The following is an 18497-nucleotide window of genomic DNA, read 5'->3' as shown; positions in this document are numbered from 1 at the left end:
GCCGGGTGATCCACCGGTAGACTCGGCCATTCCCCACCTGCCCCGTGCCTGCCTTCGTGAAGACCTCACGTCCCGTCTCCTTTTCCCTGTTGGGTTTCCTCGCGCTGGGGGTGCTCGGCGCGTGTGGACCGACGCCCACGACCATCACCCTGGAGCAGCCGGAGCTGCGCTACCTGCGCACGCAGGGGCAGAACCTGCCGCTCAGCTACACGGTGTTGGACGCGGACGGGCGCAAGATGATGGACACGCGCCTGCGCTGGACCAGCTCCGCGCCGGAGGTGGCCTCCGTGCTGGAGGACGGCACGGTGGTGGCGCGCAAGTCCGGAAAGACCATCATCGGCGTGCAGGGCGGACGGGCGAAGGCGGCGCTGCCGCTGGAGCTGACCATCCTCGCGTCCCTGGACGTGCGCGCGCCGGGCGCGGACTTCGTGGAGGTGGGGCGCACCATCAAGCTGCGCGTGGTGGCGCGCAATGAAGCGGGCCACGTCATCCCCGACGCGGCGCCCGACTTCCGCTCCAGCAACGAGGCCGTGGCGCGCGTGGAGAACGGCGAGCTCATCGCCGCGTCGGCCGGCGTGGCCACCGTCTCCGCGACGCTGGGGCACCTGCACCGCGCCATCGCCGTGCAGGTGGTGCCGCCGGACTTCGCGCGCCTGGGGCTGAACCTCACCTCGTACACCTTCAAGAAGAAGGGCCAGTCGGTGATGGTCCAGGCCCGCGCGTACAACCGCAACGGCGTGGCGCTGGAGAAGGTGCCGCTGGAGTGGTTCAGCTCCAACAGCGCCGTGGTGACGGTGTCGCCCGAGGGCCGCGTGACGGCCGTGGGCAAGGGCCGCGCGGTGGTGTCGGTGGTGGCCGGCCGCCGCCGCACGGCCGCGGACTTCATCGTCGAGTAGCGCCGCCCTCTACGGCTTCTTCCTGGGCGGCGCCGGGGACTTCGGCGCGGGGCGCTTGCCGCCCTTCTTCTTGGACGCGGCCTCCACGTCATCCGGGCAGGGCGGGCGGGGCCCGTCGCTCGGCGGCTGGATGGTGAACTCCACGCGGCGGTTGAGGGCCATGCCCTCCTCCGTGGCGTTGTCGGCCACGGGCATGCTGCGCCCGAAGCCCTGCGAGCACACGCGCTCCGCGGCGACGCCGCTCTCGATGAGGAAGCGCTTCACGCTGGCGGCGCGGCGCTTGGACAGGTCCAGGTTGTACTGGTCGCTGGCGCGCGAGTCGGTGTGACCCTCGATGAGGATGCGGTCCATCCTCGGGTTCTCCTCCATCACCCGCGCGACCTCCTCCAGCACCGGGTAGGACTCGGAGAGGATGACGTCCTGGTCGGTGGCGAAGTTCACCTGCTCCAGGATGACGATCTTGTTCCCCGACGTGCGCGCGAGCGGGCAGCCGTCGCGCCCGCGCTTGCCCTGCGGCACGTCCGGGCACTTGTCGATGCGGTCCACCACGCCGTCGGAGTCCGCGTCGGTGTCCGGGCAGCCGCTGTTCTCCACCGGGCCCGCCAGATTGGGGCAGCGGTCGCGCTCACCGATGACGCCGTCGAAGTCCGGGTCCACGGGCGGCGGGGGCGGCGCGGGCGGCTCCTTGAAGCGCTCGATGGCCTCCCACTCGCGCGTCTTGGCGGGCACCCAGAGGATGGACGTGAAGAAGCTCAGGTTCGGCGACGCCAGCGAGCAGCCGCAGCCCAGGCCGCCGCCGAAGGTGAAGGTGACGCCCAGCGAGCTGTACCAGCGCAGGCCGATGAGCAGCTCCGCGGGGATCTGCCGCTCCTGGCCGGGGGCCTTCTTGAGGCCGAACGCGCCGTTCACCATGCCGAGCGCGGTGATGCCGCTGCCGCGCAACAGGGGCACCTCCGTGCCCAGGCCGAACGGGGCCATGTCCCCCAACTGCACGCCGCTGAAGATGACGTCCGGCCGCTTCCAGAAGCCGCCGTTGAAGGCGAGCAGGATGCCGGACTCGAAGCGGTAGTCGAGCACCAGGCCCGGCGCCCAGGTGAGCTCGCCGTCGCCCGCGAAGGCCTCCTGCACGCCGGTGGGGAAGCTGACGTTGAGCGTGAGCGCCGCGCCCCAGCCGTGGCCCTCCGCGGAGCGGCGGAAGCCGGGGATGGCCACCTTGCCCATGAGGCGCAGGTCGCCCAGGGCGAAGCTCTCCACGGGCCCTTCGGTGCCGATGACCTCCAGGTTCTGGCCGCCCTGCAGGAGCACGAGCGGCATGTCCACCCCGACCTCGAACCAGTCGAAGAGGCCCACCGTGGCCATGACGTCCAGTTGGAGCCGGTTGCCCACGAGGCTGATGGAGCCCAGGTCCCCGTCCCTGGGGACGAGCGAGAGCGGGTTGAGGGAGTAGCTGAAGTAGGGCCCGGCGGAGACGGACAGGTGGGACAGGGGCCGGGACTGGGTGACCATCACCAGGTCCTGCGGCGCGCCGGAGGGGCGGAAGACCTGGATGTTGAAGCGCGGATCCGGCGCGGCGTGGGCGGCGGTGGACAGCGCGAGGGCCAGCAGCAGCGGGAGCAGCGGCGAGCGGGAGGGCTTCATCGGACGCGGCGGGCGGAGCGCAGGAAGAGGAAGCCCAGGGCGAGGGTGACCAGCATGGCGGTGCTGCCGGTGGGGGTGTCCTCGGCGGTGGTGCCGCAGCAGAAGGCGCCGCCCTGGGGCTCGGTGCCGGGCTTGCGGCGGCCGCGCTCGCACTGCTGGGTCTCGGCGGAGCAGAACTCGACGCCCAGGCAGTCGCCGCTGTCGGCGCAGCTTTCGAGGCAGGTGTTGGTGGCGACGTCGCACGTGCCGCCGCAGGGGCAGTGCGCGTCGGCGAAGCACTCGACGCACGCGGAGCCGTCGCACACGGTGCCCTCCGCGCACGTCACGGCGCAGGCGCCGGTGTTGGAGCAGGTGCGGGTGGTGGGGTCGCAGGTGCCGCTGCCGCAGTCGGAGTCGTTGACGCAGCCCACGCACACGCTGTTCCGCGCGGTGCCGTCGGAGAGGCAGAAGGGCGTGTCGCCGCCGCACGAGTCGCAGCGGGGGCCGCAGCGATTGTCGGTGGTGCAGGAGCTGCACTCACCGCTGAGGCAGAACTGGCCGTCACCGCATTCCAGGTCGTTGCGGCACTGGACGCAGACCTCGCCGTCGAGACAGTAGGGGCGCTCACCGGGGCACTTGGAGCAGCCGGGGCCGCAGCGGTCGGAGGTGTTGCACTCCGGGACGGCGTCCACGCAGGCGCCGTTCAGGGTGTCGCAGCGCTGGCCGTTGGCGCACTGGCTGTCGGTGGTGCACTCGACGCAGGAGGGCGGGGCGCCGGGAGTGGGCGCGGCGCACTGGGTGCCATTGGGGCAGCAGTTGCAGGAGTTGCCGGCGCAGGCGTCGTTGGTGTCGCAGGGCGTGCAGACGTGGTTGGAGCACGACTCGCCGCGGTCGCATTGGGTGTCTTCGTTGCACTCGACGCAGGTGTTCGCGGTGAGGTCGCAGACCTGGCTGCCGGGGCACTCCGCGTCGGCGGTGCACTGGACGCAGGTGAAGTTCGGCTCGTCGCAGACCTGGCCGGAGCCGCAGTCGGAGTCGCGGACGCAGCCGGTGCACACGTTGTTGGTGGTGTCGCAGCGGCCGGTGGCGCAGTCGCTGTTCTGGGTGCACGCGACGCAGGTGAACTGGCCGTTGACCTGCGCGCAGATGGGCGCGGTCGGTCCGCAAGGCGAGCACGTGTCGCCGCAAAGGAGGTTCGTGTCACAAGGCGCGCAGAGCGCGGCGGAGTTGCAGTAGTAGGACGGACCGCAACTGCCATTGCCGGGCTGGTTCGCGAACTGCCGGTTGCACTGGACGCACTGGTCCAGGTTGCCCGGGAACGACGGCCGGCCGGTCTCCGTCTGGAACAACTGCGCGGGCTGGACCAGGGAGAAGCCAGAGGTGTTGAGCGGGACGACCGGAGGAACGTTCGCGGGACGGTCGAAGTCCGTGAACGCTCCGTCAAGGACCGCGAACTCAAGCGCCGCGTGCTCCACGATTTCTACGTAGAGCAGCTCAATGGGATAGAGCCCGGACTGGGTGAAGGTGACGGTGTTGGTGGTGCGTCGTGTCGGAGCCCCGATTTCCGGCGGCCGGATGACCACGTCGTAGCGCGTGCTGGCCTTGTCGAACAGCACGAGGCTGATGGCGTCGTCCGCGTAGAAGCCGAAGTGCAGGACCCGCCCGACCATGGCCGGGGTGACGTTCAGGTAGCCGCGAAAGCGGGAGACGAACCGGGTGTTCGGATCGTTGTAGTGGAAGGGGCAGCCACCCTGGGCGCAGCCCGAGACCACGTTGACGAAGTCGCCGTAGCTCAGGATGCGACCGTCGTTCAGATTGTTCGACAGGTCGAACGCGGAGCGCAGCACGGAGGTCATGCGCGTCGCGCGGTTCTCCTCCATGTATGCATTCAGGACGTCCGTATAGAGCGACTGACTTTGCGGATACTCCGCGGCGGTGCGCGTCCACACGTTGGACGCCATGCACAGCCCTGTACCTGTGTCGGTGGGCGACGGCGCCGCGGGTGCCCCCGTCACCACGACATCCGGCAGCTTCTGCGCCACGGCAGACGCGCTCGCGAGGCACACGGCGAGCAGGGACAGCGCGGCAACCGCGCGGAGGGGAAGGGGAGCTGTGCGCAAAACGGGCGCAGCCTTACAGATTAAGTTGACGTTCTCAACCTTCCGCCCGCGTCTCAAATCCCCATGGGGAATGCGACCTCCAGGGTCCTTCGTCCCTCCGCGCCGCAATCAACCCGGACAGCGTGCAAAACAGGAAACCGTCACGCGCGACGACACGCGACGTCCCCGTCCTGCGAGCGGATGAACGCCGCGGCGAGCTCGTTGCCCAGGGCCGCGCACAGCACCTCGAACGTCCGCCGCCGGGCGCCGCCGAAGAAGCCCGGCTGCCGCGCCAGGGTCTCCGGGTGACGCACGAAGACGTTGTACCCGAGGATGCACCCGTCCGCGCGCAGCACGGTGATGCCGTCCGTGGCCATCATGCCTCGCAGGAGCTGCGCGGCCGCCCGCACCGCCGACGCCGCGCTGCCGTCCTGCGTCGCGTGGTGCCGCTCCAGCAGCGCCACCACGTCCATGGGGCGGGGTAACAGGATGCCGTCCACGAACAGCGCCGAGCCCGCGCGCTCCCGGGGCAGCACCGCCACCAGCGTGCCGTGCGAGGACTGCATCACCTCGAACAGCACCCGGCGGAAGAAGCCCCGCGCGTACTCGCGGCTGGAGGGCAGGACCTGCTCGGTCACCGCGCTCGCCAGTGTGTCCAGCACCACGGAGGGTGGCTCCACGTCGATGCGCGCGCCGGACAGGTACACGTGCCGACACAGGCCGCCGCATCCGCGCAGCTCGATGATGTTGTCCGCGAGCTGCAACACGCCCACCACGCGCGCGCCCCGGTCCGGCGCGTGCCGCAGGCGCTCCAGCGGGGTCTCCGCCAGGGGGAACGGATCCGTGCGGAAGATGCCGTAGCTGAGGCCCGCCGGCTCGCGCAGCAGGTACAGCGCCCACCAGCGCCCCTGGCCCAACGGCGCGCACTGCTTGAGCGCCCGCTGGATGGTGGAGCGCGTGCGCGGCCCGACTCCCAGGGGAATCGGGTCGTGCCCGCCCAGCAGCTCCATCATCGCGCCCAGGTCGTCACCCAGGAACGCTGTGGGGAACAGCAGCGCGCCCTCCTCGCGGTAGCGCGACAGCGTCACCAGCAGCTCGCTGAGCGAGTCCGCTGTCTGAGGGCACGTCATGTCCGCCTCGTCGAGGAACGCACTGACGGACTCGGTCAGCAGATGACGAAACGACAGGATGAGAGGAGAACCCGACTCCGGGTCCGGACCGGTCATGGCGGACCCAGCATGACGCATCGGTGACGGCGAGGCACGAAGTCTCGCCTCCACCCCGGAGGCGGGAGCCTGTCAGGAACCGGCCGCCTACTCCGCCGCCCGCCGCGCCGCCTCCAGGGTGGAGGCCGTGCGCAGCCAGCCCTCCGCCTGGGCGTCCAGGTGGGACAACAGCTCCGCGAAGAAGCGCGTCTCCAGGGCCTGCGCCAGCGTGGCCCCGTGCGCGTCCGCCCACTTGCGGGTCACCGTCGCTCGCACCTGGGCGCCCAGCAGGTCCACGAAGCGCTCCAGCAGTGGGGTGGACAGGAGCGTCCCCGCCCACACCACCGCGTCATGGCCCAGGCCGCCGGTGGCCACCGTCACCACCGCCGCCGCGCCGGACGGCACCGAGTACACCAGCGTGGTGAGCGCCTGGAGCAGCTCCTCGCGCATGCCGCCCTGCAGCTCGCTGCCCACCAACTGGCGGCAGAAGTCATACAGCGTGGCCCGGTCCGCCGCGTGCGCGTGCAGCGCGCCCAGGTCCAGCGGCGCGTCCAGCCGGCCGAGCATCGCGGGTCCGAAGGCCTGCTCGAGCCTCTCCCGCGTCTCCACGTCCCCGCGCCACGCGGCCACCTCCGGCGCGAAGGCGTCCACCAGCCTGCGCAGCCCGTCCTTCAGCGAGTCATCCACCGCCTGCGTGGGCAGCGCCTCATTCGGCTGGGGCCCGGTGAAGGACTCGCGCACCTTGCGGCTCACGAACGTGAGCGCCGTGGCCAGCCCGCGGAACGGCAGCCGCACGAACCGGTGGAAGGTGCTGCGCGCGTCCAGTTCGTCGCGGAACGCATCCACCAGCACGTCCGCGGGCACGGCCTTCAGCGCCGCCTGCGCGCCAATGCCTCGCAGGTCGTGCCGCAGCCGCTGCCGCAGCCGCTCCGGCTCGCGGGCCGCGCGGGTCGCCGCCCGCGCCACCGCGTCCAGCTCCGAGCGCGCATCCGACAGCGAGGCCTCCAGCGCCCGCGCCTTCAATTCGCGCGCATGCTCCGCCTGTCCCAGCAGCGCGGCGAGCGGCGGCCGTCCATCCAGCGCCTCCGTGGCCAGGGGCTTCAGCCCCGCCTCCACGTCCGGCTGGTGCGGCGCCAGGTAGCGCGCGATGGGCGGGTGGCCCACGTCCTGGGCCAGCTTGTCCAGGTGGCCGCGCGCCACCTCCTCGCGCGTGGCCTCGTTGTAGATGAGCAGGTACGGCTTGCCGTGGCCCACCGCCGCGCGCAGGAAGTCCACCAGCGCCGCGTTCTGGTACGTCTGCCGGCTCACCACGAACACCAGCACGTCCACCGTGACGAGCAGCGCCTCGGCCCGCTCGCGGTTGTCGCGGTACACGCTGTCGAAGTCCGGCGTGTCCATCACCAGCAGCCCGCGCGGCACCGCGGCGGACAGCACCAGGTACAAACGGCCCGGAGGCCCGGGCTCGTCCACGGGCGCCACGGTGCCGTCGGCCACCGGGATGATGTCGTAGCGCTGGGTGAGCACGTCCTTCAGCGCGCCCGTCCACGTCTCCGGGTTCGCCGCGGCCAGGCACTGCTTGGTGAGTCCGCCCTCGGGGCGCGCGGGGGACAGGGACGCCTTCGCCAGCGAGTTGAAGAGCGTGGACTTCCCGACGTTGTTGGGGCCGGCGATGGCCACGAGGAGCAGCGGCGCGTCCTCCGCGCCGGAGCCCAGGCGGGGCAGCAGGTCGCGGCGCAGGCGCTCCGCCAGGCGGCGGGCCACGTCGGCGTCAGCGCTGTCGGGGAAGCGCTCGGAGGCGGGCAGGGCGTCCAGGGCGGACGCGAGGGCGGTGCGCAGGGCGCGAGGGTCCTTCATGGGCATAGGGGGCCGCGCGCAGGACAACACGCGCGCCGCGTGGTGCCCAGCGCGGTGTGCGCGCTCTGTCCACCGGGGACACCCCTGGAGAGGCGCGGTAGGGTGCGCCGCATGCGCTCCCTCCTCGCCTGCCTGCTCCTGTCGGGGTCCATCGCCTGCACGGCCACGAACGCCAACGCGCCCGCGCCCGCGTCCGCCGAGGCCCACGCCGAAGGCCCGCTGCCCTTCATCCCGGACGACTACGCCCGCGCGCTCGCGGACGCGAAGGCGAAGGGCGTGCCCCTGTTCGTCGACACCTGGGCGCCGTGGTGCCACACCTGCCGCTCCATGCGCGCGTACGTCTTCACGGACAAGGCGCTGGCGAAGCACGCGGACCGCTTCGTGTGGCTGGAGCTCAACACCGACCTGACCCGGAACGCGACGTTCCAGGAGAAGTACCCGGTGGAGTTCTGGCCCACCTTCTTCATCATCGACCCGCGCGAGGAGAAGGCCCTGCTGCGCTTCGCCGGCAGCGCGACGGTGCCGCAGTTGGAGCGCCTCTTCGAGGACGGCGAGCGCGCCTATCAGGGCGGGGCCACCGGCGCGGAGGCGCTGCTCGCCCGCGGGGATGCCCTCTACGGGGAGCGCAAGCCCGCGGAGGCCGCCGAGGCGCTGTCGCTCGCGCTCGCGGAGGCTCCGGCCGACTGGTCCCGCCGGGGCCGCGCGCTGGAGTCGCTGCTGATGGCGCAGTACGGGGCGAAGCAGTACGAGCCCTGCGCGCGCAAGGCGGTGGAGGAGCTGCCGAAGGTGCCGCGCTCGCTCAGCCTGGCCAACGGCGTCCTCAATGGGCTCGGCTGCGCGCTGGCCATTCCGGAAGGCACGCCCCAGGCGGCGGACCTGCGGCACGCGCTGGAGGCGAAGGCGCGGGACGTGCTCGCGCCGCCGGCCATCGACATGGAGGCGGATGACCGCTCCGGCCTGTACGAGGTGCTGGTGGAGGCGCGCAAGCAGGACCACGACACCGCGGGCGCGAAGCAGGTGGCCCAGGAGTGGCTGACGTTCCTGGAGGGCGAGGCCGCGAAGGCGCCGAACCCGGAGGCGCGCAGCGTGTTCGACTCGCACCGCATGCTCGCGGCGATGACGCTGGAGCAGCCGCAGCGGGCCATCCCCGCGCTGGAGCAGAGCGAGAAGGACCTGCCGCAGGACTACAACCCGCCCGCGCGGCTCGCGACGCTGTACCGCCTGTCGGGCCGGCTGGACGACGCGCTCGCCGCGAACGACCGGGCGCTGGCGCGGGTGCAGGGCGCGCGGCGGCTGTCCGTGCTCTCCGGCCGCGCGGACATCCAGGTCGCGCGCAAGGACACCGCGGGCGCGGTGAAGACGCTGGAGGAGGCGCTGACCTTCGCGAAGACGCTGCCCGCCGCGCAGGTGTCCCCGCGTCAGGTGGAGTCGCTGGAGAAGAAGCTCGCCGGCCTCAAGTCGCCCGCCGCCGTTCCTGGCGCGGCGCCGTAACAGAGGCACGGGCCCTCGCGCGGACCCATCACGGAGCCAGCGGCACCGCGCGGCGGGCATCCAGGTCGAACAGCTCGAAGTCCTCCGCGCGGCCCTCGCGCATGGCGCCGTCGGTGAACACCATCACCGCCTCACCCGGGCCCGTCGTGGGCGGCGGGCCGTGCGCGTAGTCCACGCGCGTCCCGTCCGTCACCAGGTGGCGCAGCACTCCGTCGCGCACGGGACCGGGGGACACCAGCTCCCGCACCCGCTTGTCCCGCGTGTGGCCCACCACCTGGGTCAACCCGGGCGGCAACCTCCGGGGGTCGAACCTGCGGCGAGGTGTCCCCCGCACGCGCTCCCCATCCTCCGCGGCCAGGCTGGGCCGCTGGTAGAAGATGCCCACGCCCTCGCCGTCCTTCGCGTTGCCCGGATGGTGCAGCCCCGGCAGCACGAGCGGCCCGCCCTTCCACGCCGCCACCGCCCGGTCCATCACCCCGTTGAGCGCGTCCGCCACCGCGCGCGCGTTCGCCCACCGCTCGGGCGCGAGCCCCACGACCCCCAGGTCCTCGCGCGTGACGCCCGCGTGCAGCACCAGCAGCGAGTCCCCGGCCGCGTACGCCACGCGGAAGCGCCGTGCGCGCAGCAGGTGCTCCACCCACGCGCGCTGCTCCCCGGTCCAGGTGCTGAAGTCCCGCGCCGCCAGCTCCGCCGTGGGCAGGCCGGGCCAGCGCTGGAGGAACGCGCGCTCCGCCGCCGCGTCGGTGTCGTCCCCCGCGTAGACCCGGTCCGCCTCCGCCCGCGCGGCGCGGAACGTCTCATCGGTGAAGTCCGCCAGCTCCCCCACGCGCCCCAGGTCGTGGTTGCCCAGGAGCATCACCGCCTGGTCCGCCGGATGGGACGCGAGCCACGCCACCAGCCGGAGCGCGCTTCGGGCCACGCGCTCCCGGTCCGCCGCGGGGCCCCAGTCGAAGAAGTCGCCCACGCACACCAGGCACACGTCCGGCCGCAGCCCGCCCTCCGCGTCCAGCAGTCCGTGCAGGGACAGGATGGACAGCACCCGCTCGAAGTCCGCCTGCGGGTCGCCCATCGCCGCGTGCAGCGTGCGGCGCCGGCCATCCGCCGCCAGCGCGTGTGGCCCCTTCGCCACCGCCGCGTCGGCGCGGGCCAGCGCCTTCCTCAAGAGCGCGTCATCCATCCCTCCATCCTAGTCATGCGCCGGGCCGTGCCCACCGGCGCATCAGGACTGGAAGAAGCGCGAGATGAGCGCGGAGCGGCTCTCCACCTGCGCCTTGTTCAGCAGGTGCGTGACGTGCACCTCCACCGTGCGCTCGGCGCAGCCCAGGTGCAGGGCGATGGCCTTGTTCGTCTCTCCCTGCACCACGTGCTCCAGCACCTGCGCCTCGCGCGCGGTGAGCCCCCAGCGCTGGGTCAGCACCGGCAGGCGCGACGTCGGCTCCATCGGCGGTCCGGGGTCCAGCACCAGGTAGTGGTCCGGCAGCCCCTGCGTGCGCAGCGGCCCGGAGGAGAACAGCGGCCCCGTGCCCGGCGGGCTCCGCAGGCACTCGCGCACCTGCGCCGCCAGCGCCTGCGAGTCCTGCTCCCAGCGCGCCTGCCCCGCCTTGTTCGCGTGCATCACCCGGCCGCTGAACGTGACGACCCACGCGGGCCGCCCCAGCACCTCCAGCGCCGCGCCCAGGGCCGGCCCCAGCAGGCCCGCCTCGCGCAGCCGCCGGTCCATGGCCATCCGCCGCTGGATGGCGGGCGTCAGCGCCTGGAGCAGCCGCTGCTCCCGCTCCGTGAAGGGCTCTGTCCGGAAGGCGCCCACCCACCCCAACAGCATGTCGCCTTCGCACACCAGCACCCGCAACTGCGCCAGGTGCTCCAGGCCCAACTGCCGGTAGAGCTGGGCGGCATGCCCGGCCAACTGCGTCCGCGCGTGCTCCCACTCGGCCTCGCTCAGCCCCAGCCGCTCCCACAGGGGGCCCTCGCCCTCGCCGGTGATGGGCAGGGCCCGCAGCGGCTCCGGCATCCCCAGGGGCGAGAAGCGCATCGCCCGGTTGCGCTGGGCCAGCGGCGGACGCGCGGGATCGAAATAGCCGAAGCGGCTCCCCGCCGGCGGCAACGCCGCGTCAAAGGCCTCGGTGAGGACCGAGGGCGGCTGCGGGAACCCCACGCCGTGCACGAACGCCGTGTGATAGCGGTCCGGGCCCACGTCCACGCCGTAGGCCGCCGTCCGCTCCGCGCGCAGGGCGCCTCGGAGCGCGGCGAGGACCGTCGGCAGGGCCTCGGAGCCGGGCTCCAACCCCTCCAGCAGGCCCTCCAGCTCCTGCAAGAGGCGTTGGTCCTCGGAAATCAAATCAATCACGATTTACTTACTATAGCGGCTGGGGCCAATTGGAAGACTTGTGAGGTCGGGAGTGGAATCAGTGCTTCTTCCGCCTGTCCAGGTGGGAAGTGAGTTCCCGCCCCCCGAGTCGTTTACGACTCGCGTGATTTCCTCAATAGAAATGACTTTCGGCCGACGGCACCATGGCGTTCCGTGCCCTTCCGGGGGGGTGGGCCGACCTAGGAGTCGAAGTATCCGCGTGTGCGCGCGCCGGGCGTTCCCCCAGGGATGTCCGGCGCGCTGCCCCTTTTCCGGCTCCTGTCCCCGCCTGTCCACCACCCCACGCGCCCGGTGCCAGCAGGCCCCGGGCCCGACGGGGCGCGGCGATGATGTCCGCTCCCGTCGTGACCGCGCCCGGAGGCCCTGAAATGCCGCGTGATTACGCCTACTACGCCCAGGCGCTGGAGGGGCGGAGGCTGCCCCTGGCCTTCGCGGACCTGGACCTGCTCGACGAGAACGCGGCGGCGCTGGTGCGGCGCGCGGGCGGGTTGCCGGTGCGGTTGGCCACGAAGTCGGTGCGGTGCGTGACCCTGCTGCGGCGCGTGCTCGACGGGCATCCCGGCTTCCAGGGCCTCATGTGCTTCAGCGCCGACGAGGCCGTGCACCTGCGCGAGCGCGGCTTTAGCGACCTGCTCATGGGCTACCCCGTGGTGGATGCCGAGGCCCTGGCGGAGCTGTGCAGGCCGCCAGCGCCCGTGACGTTGATGGTGGACTCGGTGGAGCACGTGGCGCTCGCCGCCCGGGCGGCCCGCCTGCACGGGACGCGAGCGCCGCTGTGCCTGGACGTGGACCTGTCCGTGGACCTGCCGGGCCTGCGCTTCGGGGTGCACCGCTCGCCGGTGCGCTCGCCGGAGGACGCGCTGGGGGTGGCGAAGCGCATCGAGGCGGAAGGGGACGCCGTCTTCCTCGCGGGCGTCATGGGCTACGAGGCGCAGCTCGCGGGCGTGCCGGACGCCGCGCCGCACGCGGGGCCGAAGAACGTGGTCATCCGCGCGCTCAAGCGGGGCTCGGTGGGCCGCGTGCACGCGCGCAGGCAGGCGGTGGTGGCCGCGCTCAAGGGCGCGGGGTTCGCGCCGCGCTTCGTGAACGGCGGGGGCACCGGCAGCCTGGAGTCCACGCGCGAGGACGCGAGCGTCACCGAGCTCACCGCGGGCAGCGGCCTGTACTCGCCCGCGCTCTTCGACGGCTATCGCGGCTTCCACCACCAGCCCGCGGTGGCGTTCGCCATCCCCGTCACGCGGCGTCCCGGCCCGGGCCTCTTCACGCTCCAGGGAGGAGGCTTCGTGGCCTCCGGCTCGGCGGGCGTGGACAAGCTGCCCGTGCCCTACCTGCCCGAGGGCGCGAAGCTCCTCCCGCTGGAGGGTGCGGGCGAGGTGCAGACGCCCATCGCGTACGCGGGGCCGGTGCCGCTGCCCCTGGGCGCGCCGGTGTTCTTCCGGCACGCGAAGGCGGGCGAGCTGTGCGAGCACTTCCGCACGCTGCTGCTCATCTCCGGGGGCCGCGTCGTGGAAGAGGTCCCGACCTACCGGGGCGAATGGGGGTGACGGCATGACGACCGAGGCGACGAAGACGAGGACGTGGCGCAACTGGTCGGGCGGGGTGGTGGCCCATCCCTCCGGCTTCCTCCAGCCGGACTCCGTGGACGCCCTGAAGGCCGCGCTCCGCGACGCCACCGCCCGGTCGCGCACGGTGCGCGTGGTGGGCAGCGGCCACTCGTTCCCGCCCCTGTGCGCGACGGACGAGACCATGGTGTCGATCGAGGCGCTGCGGGGCCTGGAGTCCGTGGACGAGGGCACGCGCGAGGCCGTGGTGTGGGCGGGCACGAACCTGCGCGAGCTGGGCGCGCTGCTGGCGTCGCACGGGCTCGCCATGGAGAACCTGGGCGACATCAACAAGCAGTCGCTGGGCGGCGCGCTGGGCACGGGCACGCACGGCACGGGCGTGGGGCTGGGCATCCTCTCCACGCAGGCGGCGGCGATGACGCTCGTCACGGCGAGCGGGGACGAGGTGACGTGCTCGGAGGACGCATCGCCGGAGCTGCTCCAGGCCGCCCGGGTGTCCCTGGGCGCGCTGGGCGTGGTGACGCGGGTGCGGCTGCGCCTGCTGCCCGAGTACCGGCTGCGGCTGACGCGGCGGAACCTGGCGCTGGAGGAGTGCCTGGCGGGCCTGGATGAAGCGCGGGCGCGCCACCGGCACTACGAGTTCTTCTGGTTCCCGCACTCCGACCGCGTGATGACCAAGGCCATGGACCTCACGGAGGAGACTCCGCACGGGGTGGGCGTGGGGCGCTGGTTCAGCGAGATGGTGATGGAGAACGCGGTCTTCGGCGCGGTGAGCCGTGCGTGCCGGATGCGGCCGGCGTGGTGCGCGCCGGTGAGCCGGCTGTCCGCGAAGCTGGCGTCGGAGGGCGTGCTGGCGGGGCAGAGCCACACGCTGTTCGCCACGCCGAGGCTCGTGCGCTTCCAGGAGATGGAATACGCCGTGCCGGTGGAGCGCGGGCCGGACTGCCTGCGTGAGCTGTCCGAATACATCACGCGCGAGCAACTGCCCGTGCACTTCCCGGTGGAGTACCGCTTCGTGCGCGGCGACGACATCTTCCTCAGCCCGGCGCACGGCGGGGACCGCGCGTTCATCGCGGTGCATCAATACCGGGGCATGCCGCTGGAGCCCTACTTCTCCGGCGCGGAGGCCATCTTCCGCAACCACGGCGGCCGGCCGCACTGGGGCAAGCTGCACACGCAGACGGCCGCGACACTGAAACACCTGTATCCCCGCTGGGATGACTTCCAGCGCGTGCGCGAGCAACTGGACCCGGAGGGGCGCTTCCTCAATCCCTATCTGAGACGTCTCTTCCTGGAGGACGTGCGTCACACCCGCGGTGAATCAGGGGCGCGAAGCGCGTGACGCACCCCGGAGGTGTATTTTCGCGCCGTATCGCGTCAGACGATCCACCAACCTCTCGATAATGCACAATCCAGCGCCCGGCATGCGGTTGGCTAGGGCACTGGCTGGCGCCAGGCCCGGTGGCGCCCTTTCGAGGGGGATGGATGCGGACGAAGTCTTCGTGGAAGCGCATGGTGACGGCGTCGATGCTGGTGCTCGCCGTGGGGTGCCGCACGCCCGCCGCGGGCTTGAGGGCCGCGGAGGTGTCGGACTCGGGAAACTCGTCGGAGTCGGGCGCTTCCAGCCAGGGTGACTCCAGCCAGTCGGACTCGGGCAACTCCAGCCAGGGCGACTCCAGTCAGGGCAACTCCAGCCAGGGTGACTCCAGCCAGTCGGAGTCCAACGGCTCCAGCGACGAGGGCTCCAGCGAGTCGGGCTCGGGCGAGTCCAGCGACTCCGACTCGGGCAACTCCAGCCACGGGGATTCGAGCAAGTCGGACTCGGGTGACTCCTCGGGCTCCAGCGACCACAGCTCGCGGGAGGGGGGCTCCAGTCACTCCGGCTCCAGTGAGAACAGCAACGCGGGCACCAGCGAGTCGAACCAGGTGGACCAGGGTGACGATTCGCGCACGCGCAGCGAGAGCAGCAACGGCCGCGAGAATCAGCTCCTGTCGACGGCCACGGTCGCGCTGACGGTGATGGGCCTGGGCATCATCATCTGGCAGGTGCACGCGAGGGCGGAGCGGCGCAAGGGCAGGCAGCACTCGCCGAAGGAGGTGGGGCAGGCGGCCCAGGTGTACCTGCGGGCGCGCACGCACCAACTGCGAGAGGACCTGGCGCTGGGCGCGGGCCCGACGGTGGAGGACCTGGCGCAGGCGGCGCGCATCCGCCGTGAGAACCTGGATGTCTTCGGCAAGCTCTTGCGCACGCACCGCAAGGAGCTGCTGATGATGGCGGACGCGAAGACGCTGACGCCCGAGCGCGCCCGCGCCTGGCTGGAGCGCGTGGGCCAGTTGGCGCGCACCGAACCCCGGCTCGAGGAAGACCGTCAGGCCTTCATCCTGGAACAGGAGGGAGCGCCCCAGACGGCCGAGGCCCTCCAGTGAGGCCTCGCACCGCCTGGCTGGGATGGCTCGCGGTGCTGCTGTTGCCCGTGAGCGCGCAGGCGCAAGAACCCCCGGGCCACCTGGCGGTGCCGGCGTTCTTGAAGAGGCTGTCCCCGGAGGTCGTCCTGGCGGAGCGGGTCGCGGCCTTGGAGGCCACCGCGGGCATCGTCCTGCGGGGCGCCGCGGCGCGGGATGCCTTGCTCGTCTCCGACGTGGAGGCGGGCCTCGCCGCCCTGCCTCCCGCGATGCGACGTCCGCCCGGAGGCCGGTTGGAGTTCGTGCTCCACGCGGAGCCCGCGCCGCTGGGCCTGGGGGACGGCACGGAGGCCCGCCCCGAGTGGTCGGAGGCGCGGCGCGAGCAGTTCCACCTCTACCGCTACGTCCCTTCCGAGGAGCGCCGGGCCACGCTGCGCCTGTCACGCCTCACCGACGCGGAGGCCGAACGTCTGTGGCGCCGCCGCGCCGTGGTGCACGCGGTGGTGCAGCGCTGGGACGACGCGCGCGGATGGAGCAGGCGTCCCCAGTGGCGCAGGCTGGACGGATGGCTGCTCCCCTTCGAGCGCCCCCTCACGTGGAAGGAGACCGCGAGCATCACCTACGCGGGGGCCTTCAGCCGCGCCCGGGGGCAGGCCAGCGCCTCGCTGGACCTCGTCACCTTCGCGGAGGAGCTGTTCGTCCCCGTGGAGTCCCTGCGCCCGGACGCGCTGCCCCAGGATGATCAGGTGCGCTGTCAGGAGCTGTCCAAGGCGCGCGCCCTGTCGGAGTTCATCTCGGAGGCGCGCCTGGGCACGCTGCCCGCGCGGGGTGACTGCCCGGCCTTCGACGCGTGGGCGGAAGCGGATGCGCTCTCCCACCTGGAGGTCCTGCTCGTCGCGGCCACGGGTCGCCAGCCCCAGTCCCTCTTCGGCCACCTGCTCCTGCGCCCGGTCTGGCGCGAAGGCGCCACGGTGCAGGGCCCGGGCTTCGAGCGCGTCGTGCAGCTCGTGGCCCTCACCGGCATGGAGGAGAAGGGCCTGGGCTACCTGATGAAGGGCATGACGGGCGGCTACAGCACCGTCTTCCTCACGGGCACCCTGGGCGACATCACGCATGAATCGCTGGAGCTGGAGCAGCGCACCATCCGCCGCTTCCGGCTGAACCTCACGCCCGGCGAGTCCCAGCGCATGCTGGAGCGCACCTGGGAGCTCGAGCGTCGCGGCTACCTGGGCTACTACTTCTTCACCGACAACTGCGCCGCAGCGCTGCTCTTCCTCCTCAACGGCTCGCTGGAGAACGGCCGCCACGTGAGCGCCCCCGGCACGCTGTGGGTCCTGCCCACGGCCACGCTGGACACGCTGGCGAAGACGAACGTCGTGGACGCGAGCGGGCGCACGGTGCCGCTGCTGGAGCACGTCCCGGACGCCTTCGAGTCCACGGGAGACCGCGCCCGGCGCGCGCTCGTGGAAGAGGAGCGGCTGCTCACGAAGCTGGCCTCCCTGCTTCCCTCCAACGCGGTCGCGCCGCTGCGCCAGGTGCACCGCCGCCTCCAGTCCCCCGAACCCGAAGTGCGCAGGCTGGCCTGGGAACAAGTGGTCCACGCCGTGACGACGGCGCTCGACGCCGCTCCCGCCTCCGCGCGCGCCGAAGCCCGTGAGGCCCTGCACGCCTGGGTCGCGCACGCGGTGCGGGTGGAGCGCGCGGCGGTGGATCAGGCGGAAGGGGAGAAGCTCGCCATCGAGCGCGAGCGCCTCGTCGCCGTCGAGCTGAAGGGGCAGGGCGGCGCCGCCCAGGGCGTGAAGGACCGGCAGGCCCTCTTCGAGCGCGAGGACGCCATGCAGCGCAAGCTCGCGGTGCTCGACCGCACGGCCCTGCTCCAGCAGGCCCTGGACACCGCCATCAAGCGCCCGCCCACTCCGGAGGAACTCAAGGCCCTGATCCGCGCGGAGCACGCCGAGGCCGCCTTCGCCGCGGCCACCGAGGCGCAGGGCGCGCTCAACGACGGACCGCTCGCGGATGTGGATCCGCGGGCCTTCCTCGCGAAGGACCATGAACAGAAGGTGGAGACGGAGACCACCTGGGCCCGGGGCGCGCTGCGCGAATCCGGCGCGGCCCGCACGGTGGTGAGCGGCGGCGTGGACTTTCCGGAGGTGGGCGCCGCGCGGCCGGTGGTGAGCCTGCGCACCTCCGCGATGAACGAGGCCCTGGGCGACGCGCGCCTGCACGGCTTCCAGTCCAGCAGCGAGCTGCGCGTGCTGGACGGCGAGCTGTCGGTGGAGCCGCGCTGGGGCGTGCCGCGCCTCCTCGGCTCGCGCCTGACGCTGGTGGGCTACCGCACGCTGCTGCCCGAGCTGCCCCAGCAGCAGCGGTCGTTCTCCGACTCGCTGGGCTGGGGCGCGGAGGCGAGGATGTCCACGGACATCGGCCGCCCGCTGCCCTACCGCGCGACGGTGGAGGCGGAGGCGCTGGGCGTGGTGGCGGCCTCGGAGCGCTTCGACACCTTCCTTGCGGTGGGGTTGGGCGCCCAGGCCACCATGGCCTGGAGCCCCCGGGAGACGGTCCCCACGGTGGGGCCCCGTCTGTCATTGGCCCATCGCACGGGCCTGCCCGGTCCGGGCAACAGCGCCCTGCGCCTGGAGGCCACGTACGTGCCGTCATGGCGCACGGGCATCACGCCCGGCTTCACGCACGAGGCGGACGCGACGCTCCAGGTGGAGTGGTACCTGGGGCGCGTCGCCCGCTGGAGCGTGCTGCTCACTCCCCGCGCACAGGTCCACTGGGAGGGGACACTTGCGTCGTGGGCAGGTCCCGGGAGAAGTCTCGCGAGCCTGCCGGAAGGGCTGGCGCGACATCGCCTTGCGTTAGGAGTGGAGCTCCGCTGACGTACTGCGCGCGGAAGAGGGGGACCTCCCCGGTGAACACCGGGCGGCTGGAGGCGCCGCAGAGCGCGCCGATGAACAGGCCGATGGCGTGCAGCATCGTCCAGTTCCACCAGCCCATGC

General features: G+C 72.5%; 12 protein-coding genes. 6 read left to right on the top strand and 6 right to left on the bottom strand.

The window, feature by feature from the left end; genetic code table 11:
• The first annotated feature begins 56 nt into the window (after positions 1-56).
• The gene (locus tag K8612_RS11225; protein WP_223740870.1) at positions 57-896 is read left to right on the top strand and encodes an Ig-like domain-containing protein; all 840 of its coding nucleotides are present in this window, start codon (positions 57-59) and stop codon (positions 894-896) included.
• 9 nt (positions 897-905) lie between these two features.
• Here the strand turns inward: K8612_RS11225 and traB are convergent, their stop codons facing one another.
• From traB to K8612_RS11205, 4 genes are all read right to left on the bottom strand, one after another.
• Positions 906-2534, bottom strand: a complete 1629-nt coding sequence (gene traB / locus K8612_RS11220) for an outer membrane exchange protein TraB (protein WP_223762271.1) — start codon at positions 2532-2534, stop codon at positions 906-908.
• Complete coding sequence (gene traA, locus K8612_RS11215; RefSeq protein ID WP_223762270.1) at positions 2531-4555, bottom strand: outer membrane exchange protein TraA; 2025 nt, start codon at positions 4553-4555, stop codon at positions 2531-2533. Before traA ends, traB begins: the two co-directional genes overlap by 4 nt.
• Positions 4556-4773: 218 nt before the next feature.
• Positions 4774-5838 (bottom strand): hypothetical protein, encoded by a 1065-nt coding sequence (locus K8612_RS11210; RefSeq protein WP_370639930.1) that lies wholly within the window; start codon positions 5836-5838, stop codon positions 4774-4776.
• Positions 5839-5925: 87 nt separating this feature from the next.
• On the bottom strand, positions 5926-7671 hold the full coding sequence (locus K8612_RS11205; RefSeq protein WP_223762269.1) for a GTPase: 1746 nt from the start codon (positions 7669-7671) through the stop codon (positions 5926-5928).
• Between the two features lie 111 nt (positions 7672-7782).
• On the opposite strand from K8612_RS11205, the gene K8612_RS11200 reads away from it, so the two are divergent.
• Positions 7783-9162, top strand: a complete 1380-nt coding sequence (locus K8612_RS11200; RefSeq protein ID WP_223762268.1) for a thioredoxin family protein — start codon at positions 7783-7785, stop codon at positions 9160-9162.
• Positions 9163-9190: 28 nt separating this feature from the next.
• Here the strand turns inward: K8612_RS11200 and K8612_RS11195 are convergent, their stop codons facing one another.
• Complete coding sequence (locus K8612_RS11195) at positions 9191-10339, bottom strand: metallophosphoesterase (protein ID WP_223762267.1); 1149 nt, start codon at positions 10337-10339, stop codon at positions 9191-9193.
• A gap of 42 nt (positions 10340-10381) precedes the next feature.
• Positions 10382-11509, bottom strand: coding sequence for a LuxR family transcriptional regulator (locus K8612_RS11190; RefSeq protein ID WP_223740876.1), 1128 nt, complete (start codon positions 11507-11509; stop codon positions 10382-10384).
• A gap of 389 nt (positions 11510-11898) precedes the next feature.
• Here K8612_RS11190 and K8612_RS11185 point away from each other — a divergent pair, with 389 nt between their 5' ends.
• From K8612_RS11185 to K8612_RS39220, 4 genes are all read left to right on the top strand, one after another.
• Positions 11899-13074: an amino acid deaminase/aldolase gene (locus tag K8612_RS11185; protein WP_223762266.1), complete on the top strand. Its 1176-nt coding sequence runs from the start codon at positions 11899-11901 to the stop codon at positions 13072-13074.
• Between the two features lie 4 nt (positions 13075-13078).
• Positions 13079-14434 (top strand): D-arabinono-1,4-lactone oxidase, encoded by a 1356-nt coding sequence (locus tag K8612_RS11180; protein ID WP_223762265.1) that lies wholly within the window; start codon positions 13079-13081, stop codon positions 14432-14434.
• Between the two features lie 143 nt (positions 14435-14577).
• Complete coding sequence (locus K8612_RS39225) at positions 14578-15519, top strand: hypothetical protein (protein ID WP_306799639.1); 942 nt, start codon at positions 14578-14580, stop codon at positions 15517-15519.
• Complete coding sequence (locus K8612_RS39220) at positions 15516-18377, top strand: DUF4105 domain-containing protein (RefSeq protein WP_373692099.1); 2862 nt, start codon at positions 15516-15518, stop codon at positions 18375-18377. The genes K8612_RS39225 and K8612_RS39220 overlap by 4 nt, the downstream gene beginning before the upstream one ends.
• Positions 18378-18497 lie beyond the last annotated feature (120 nt).

This window comes from Corallococcus sp. AS-1-6, assembly GCF_020037015.1.
Classification (GTDB): domain Bacteria; phylum Myxococcota; class Myxococcia; order Myxococcales; family Myxococcaceae; genus Corallococcus.
Note: the sequence above shows the minus strand (reverse complement) of the source record. Positions and strands in the feature narration are given on the sequence as shown.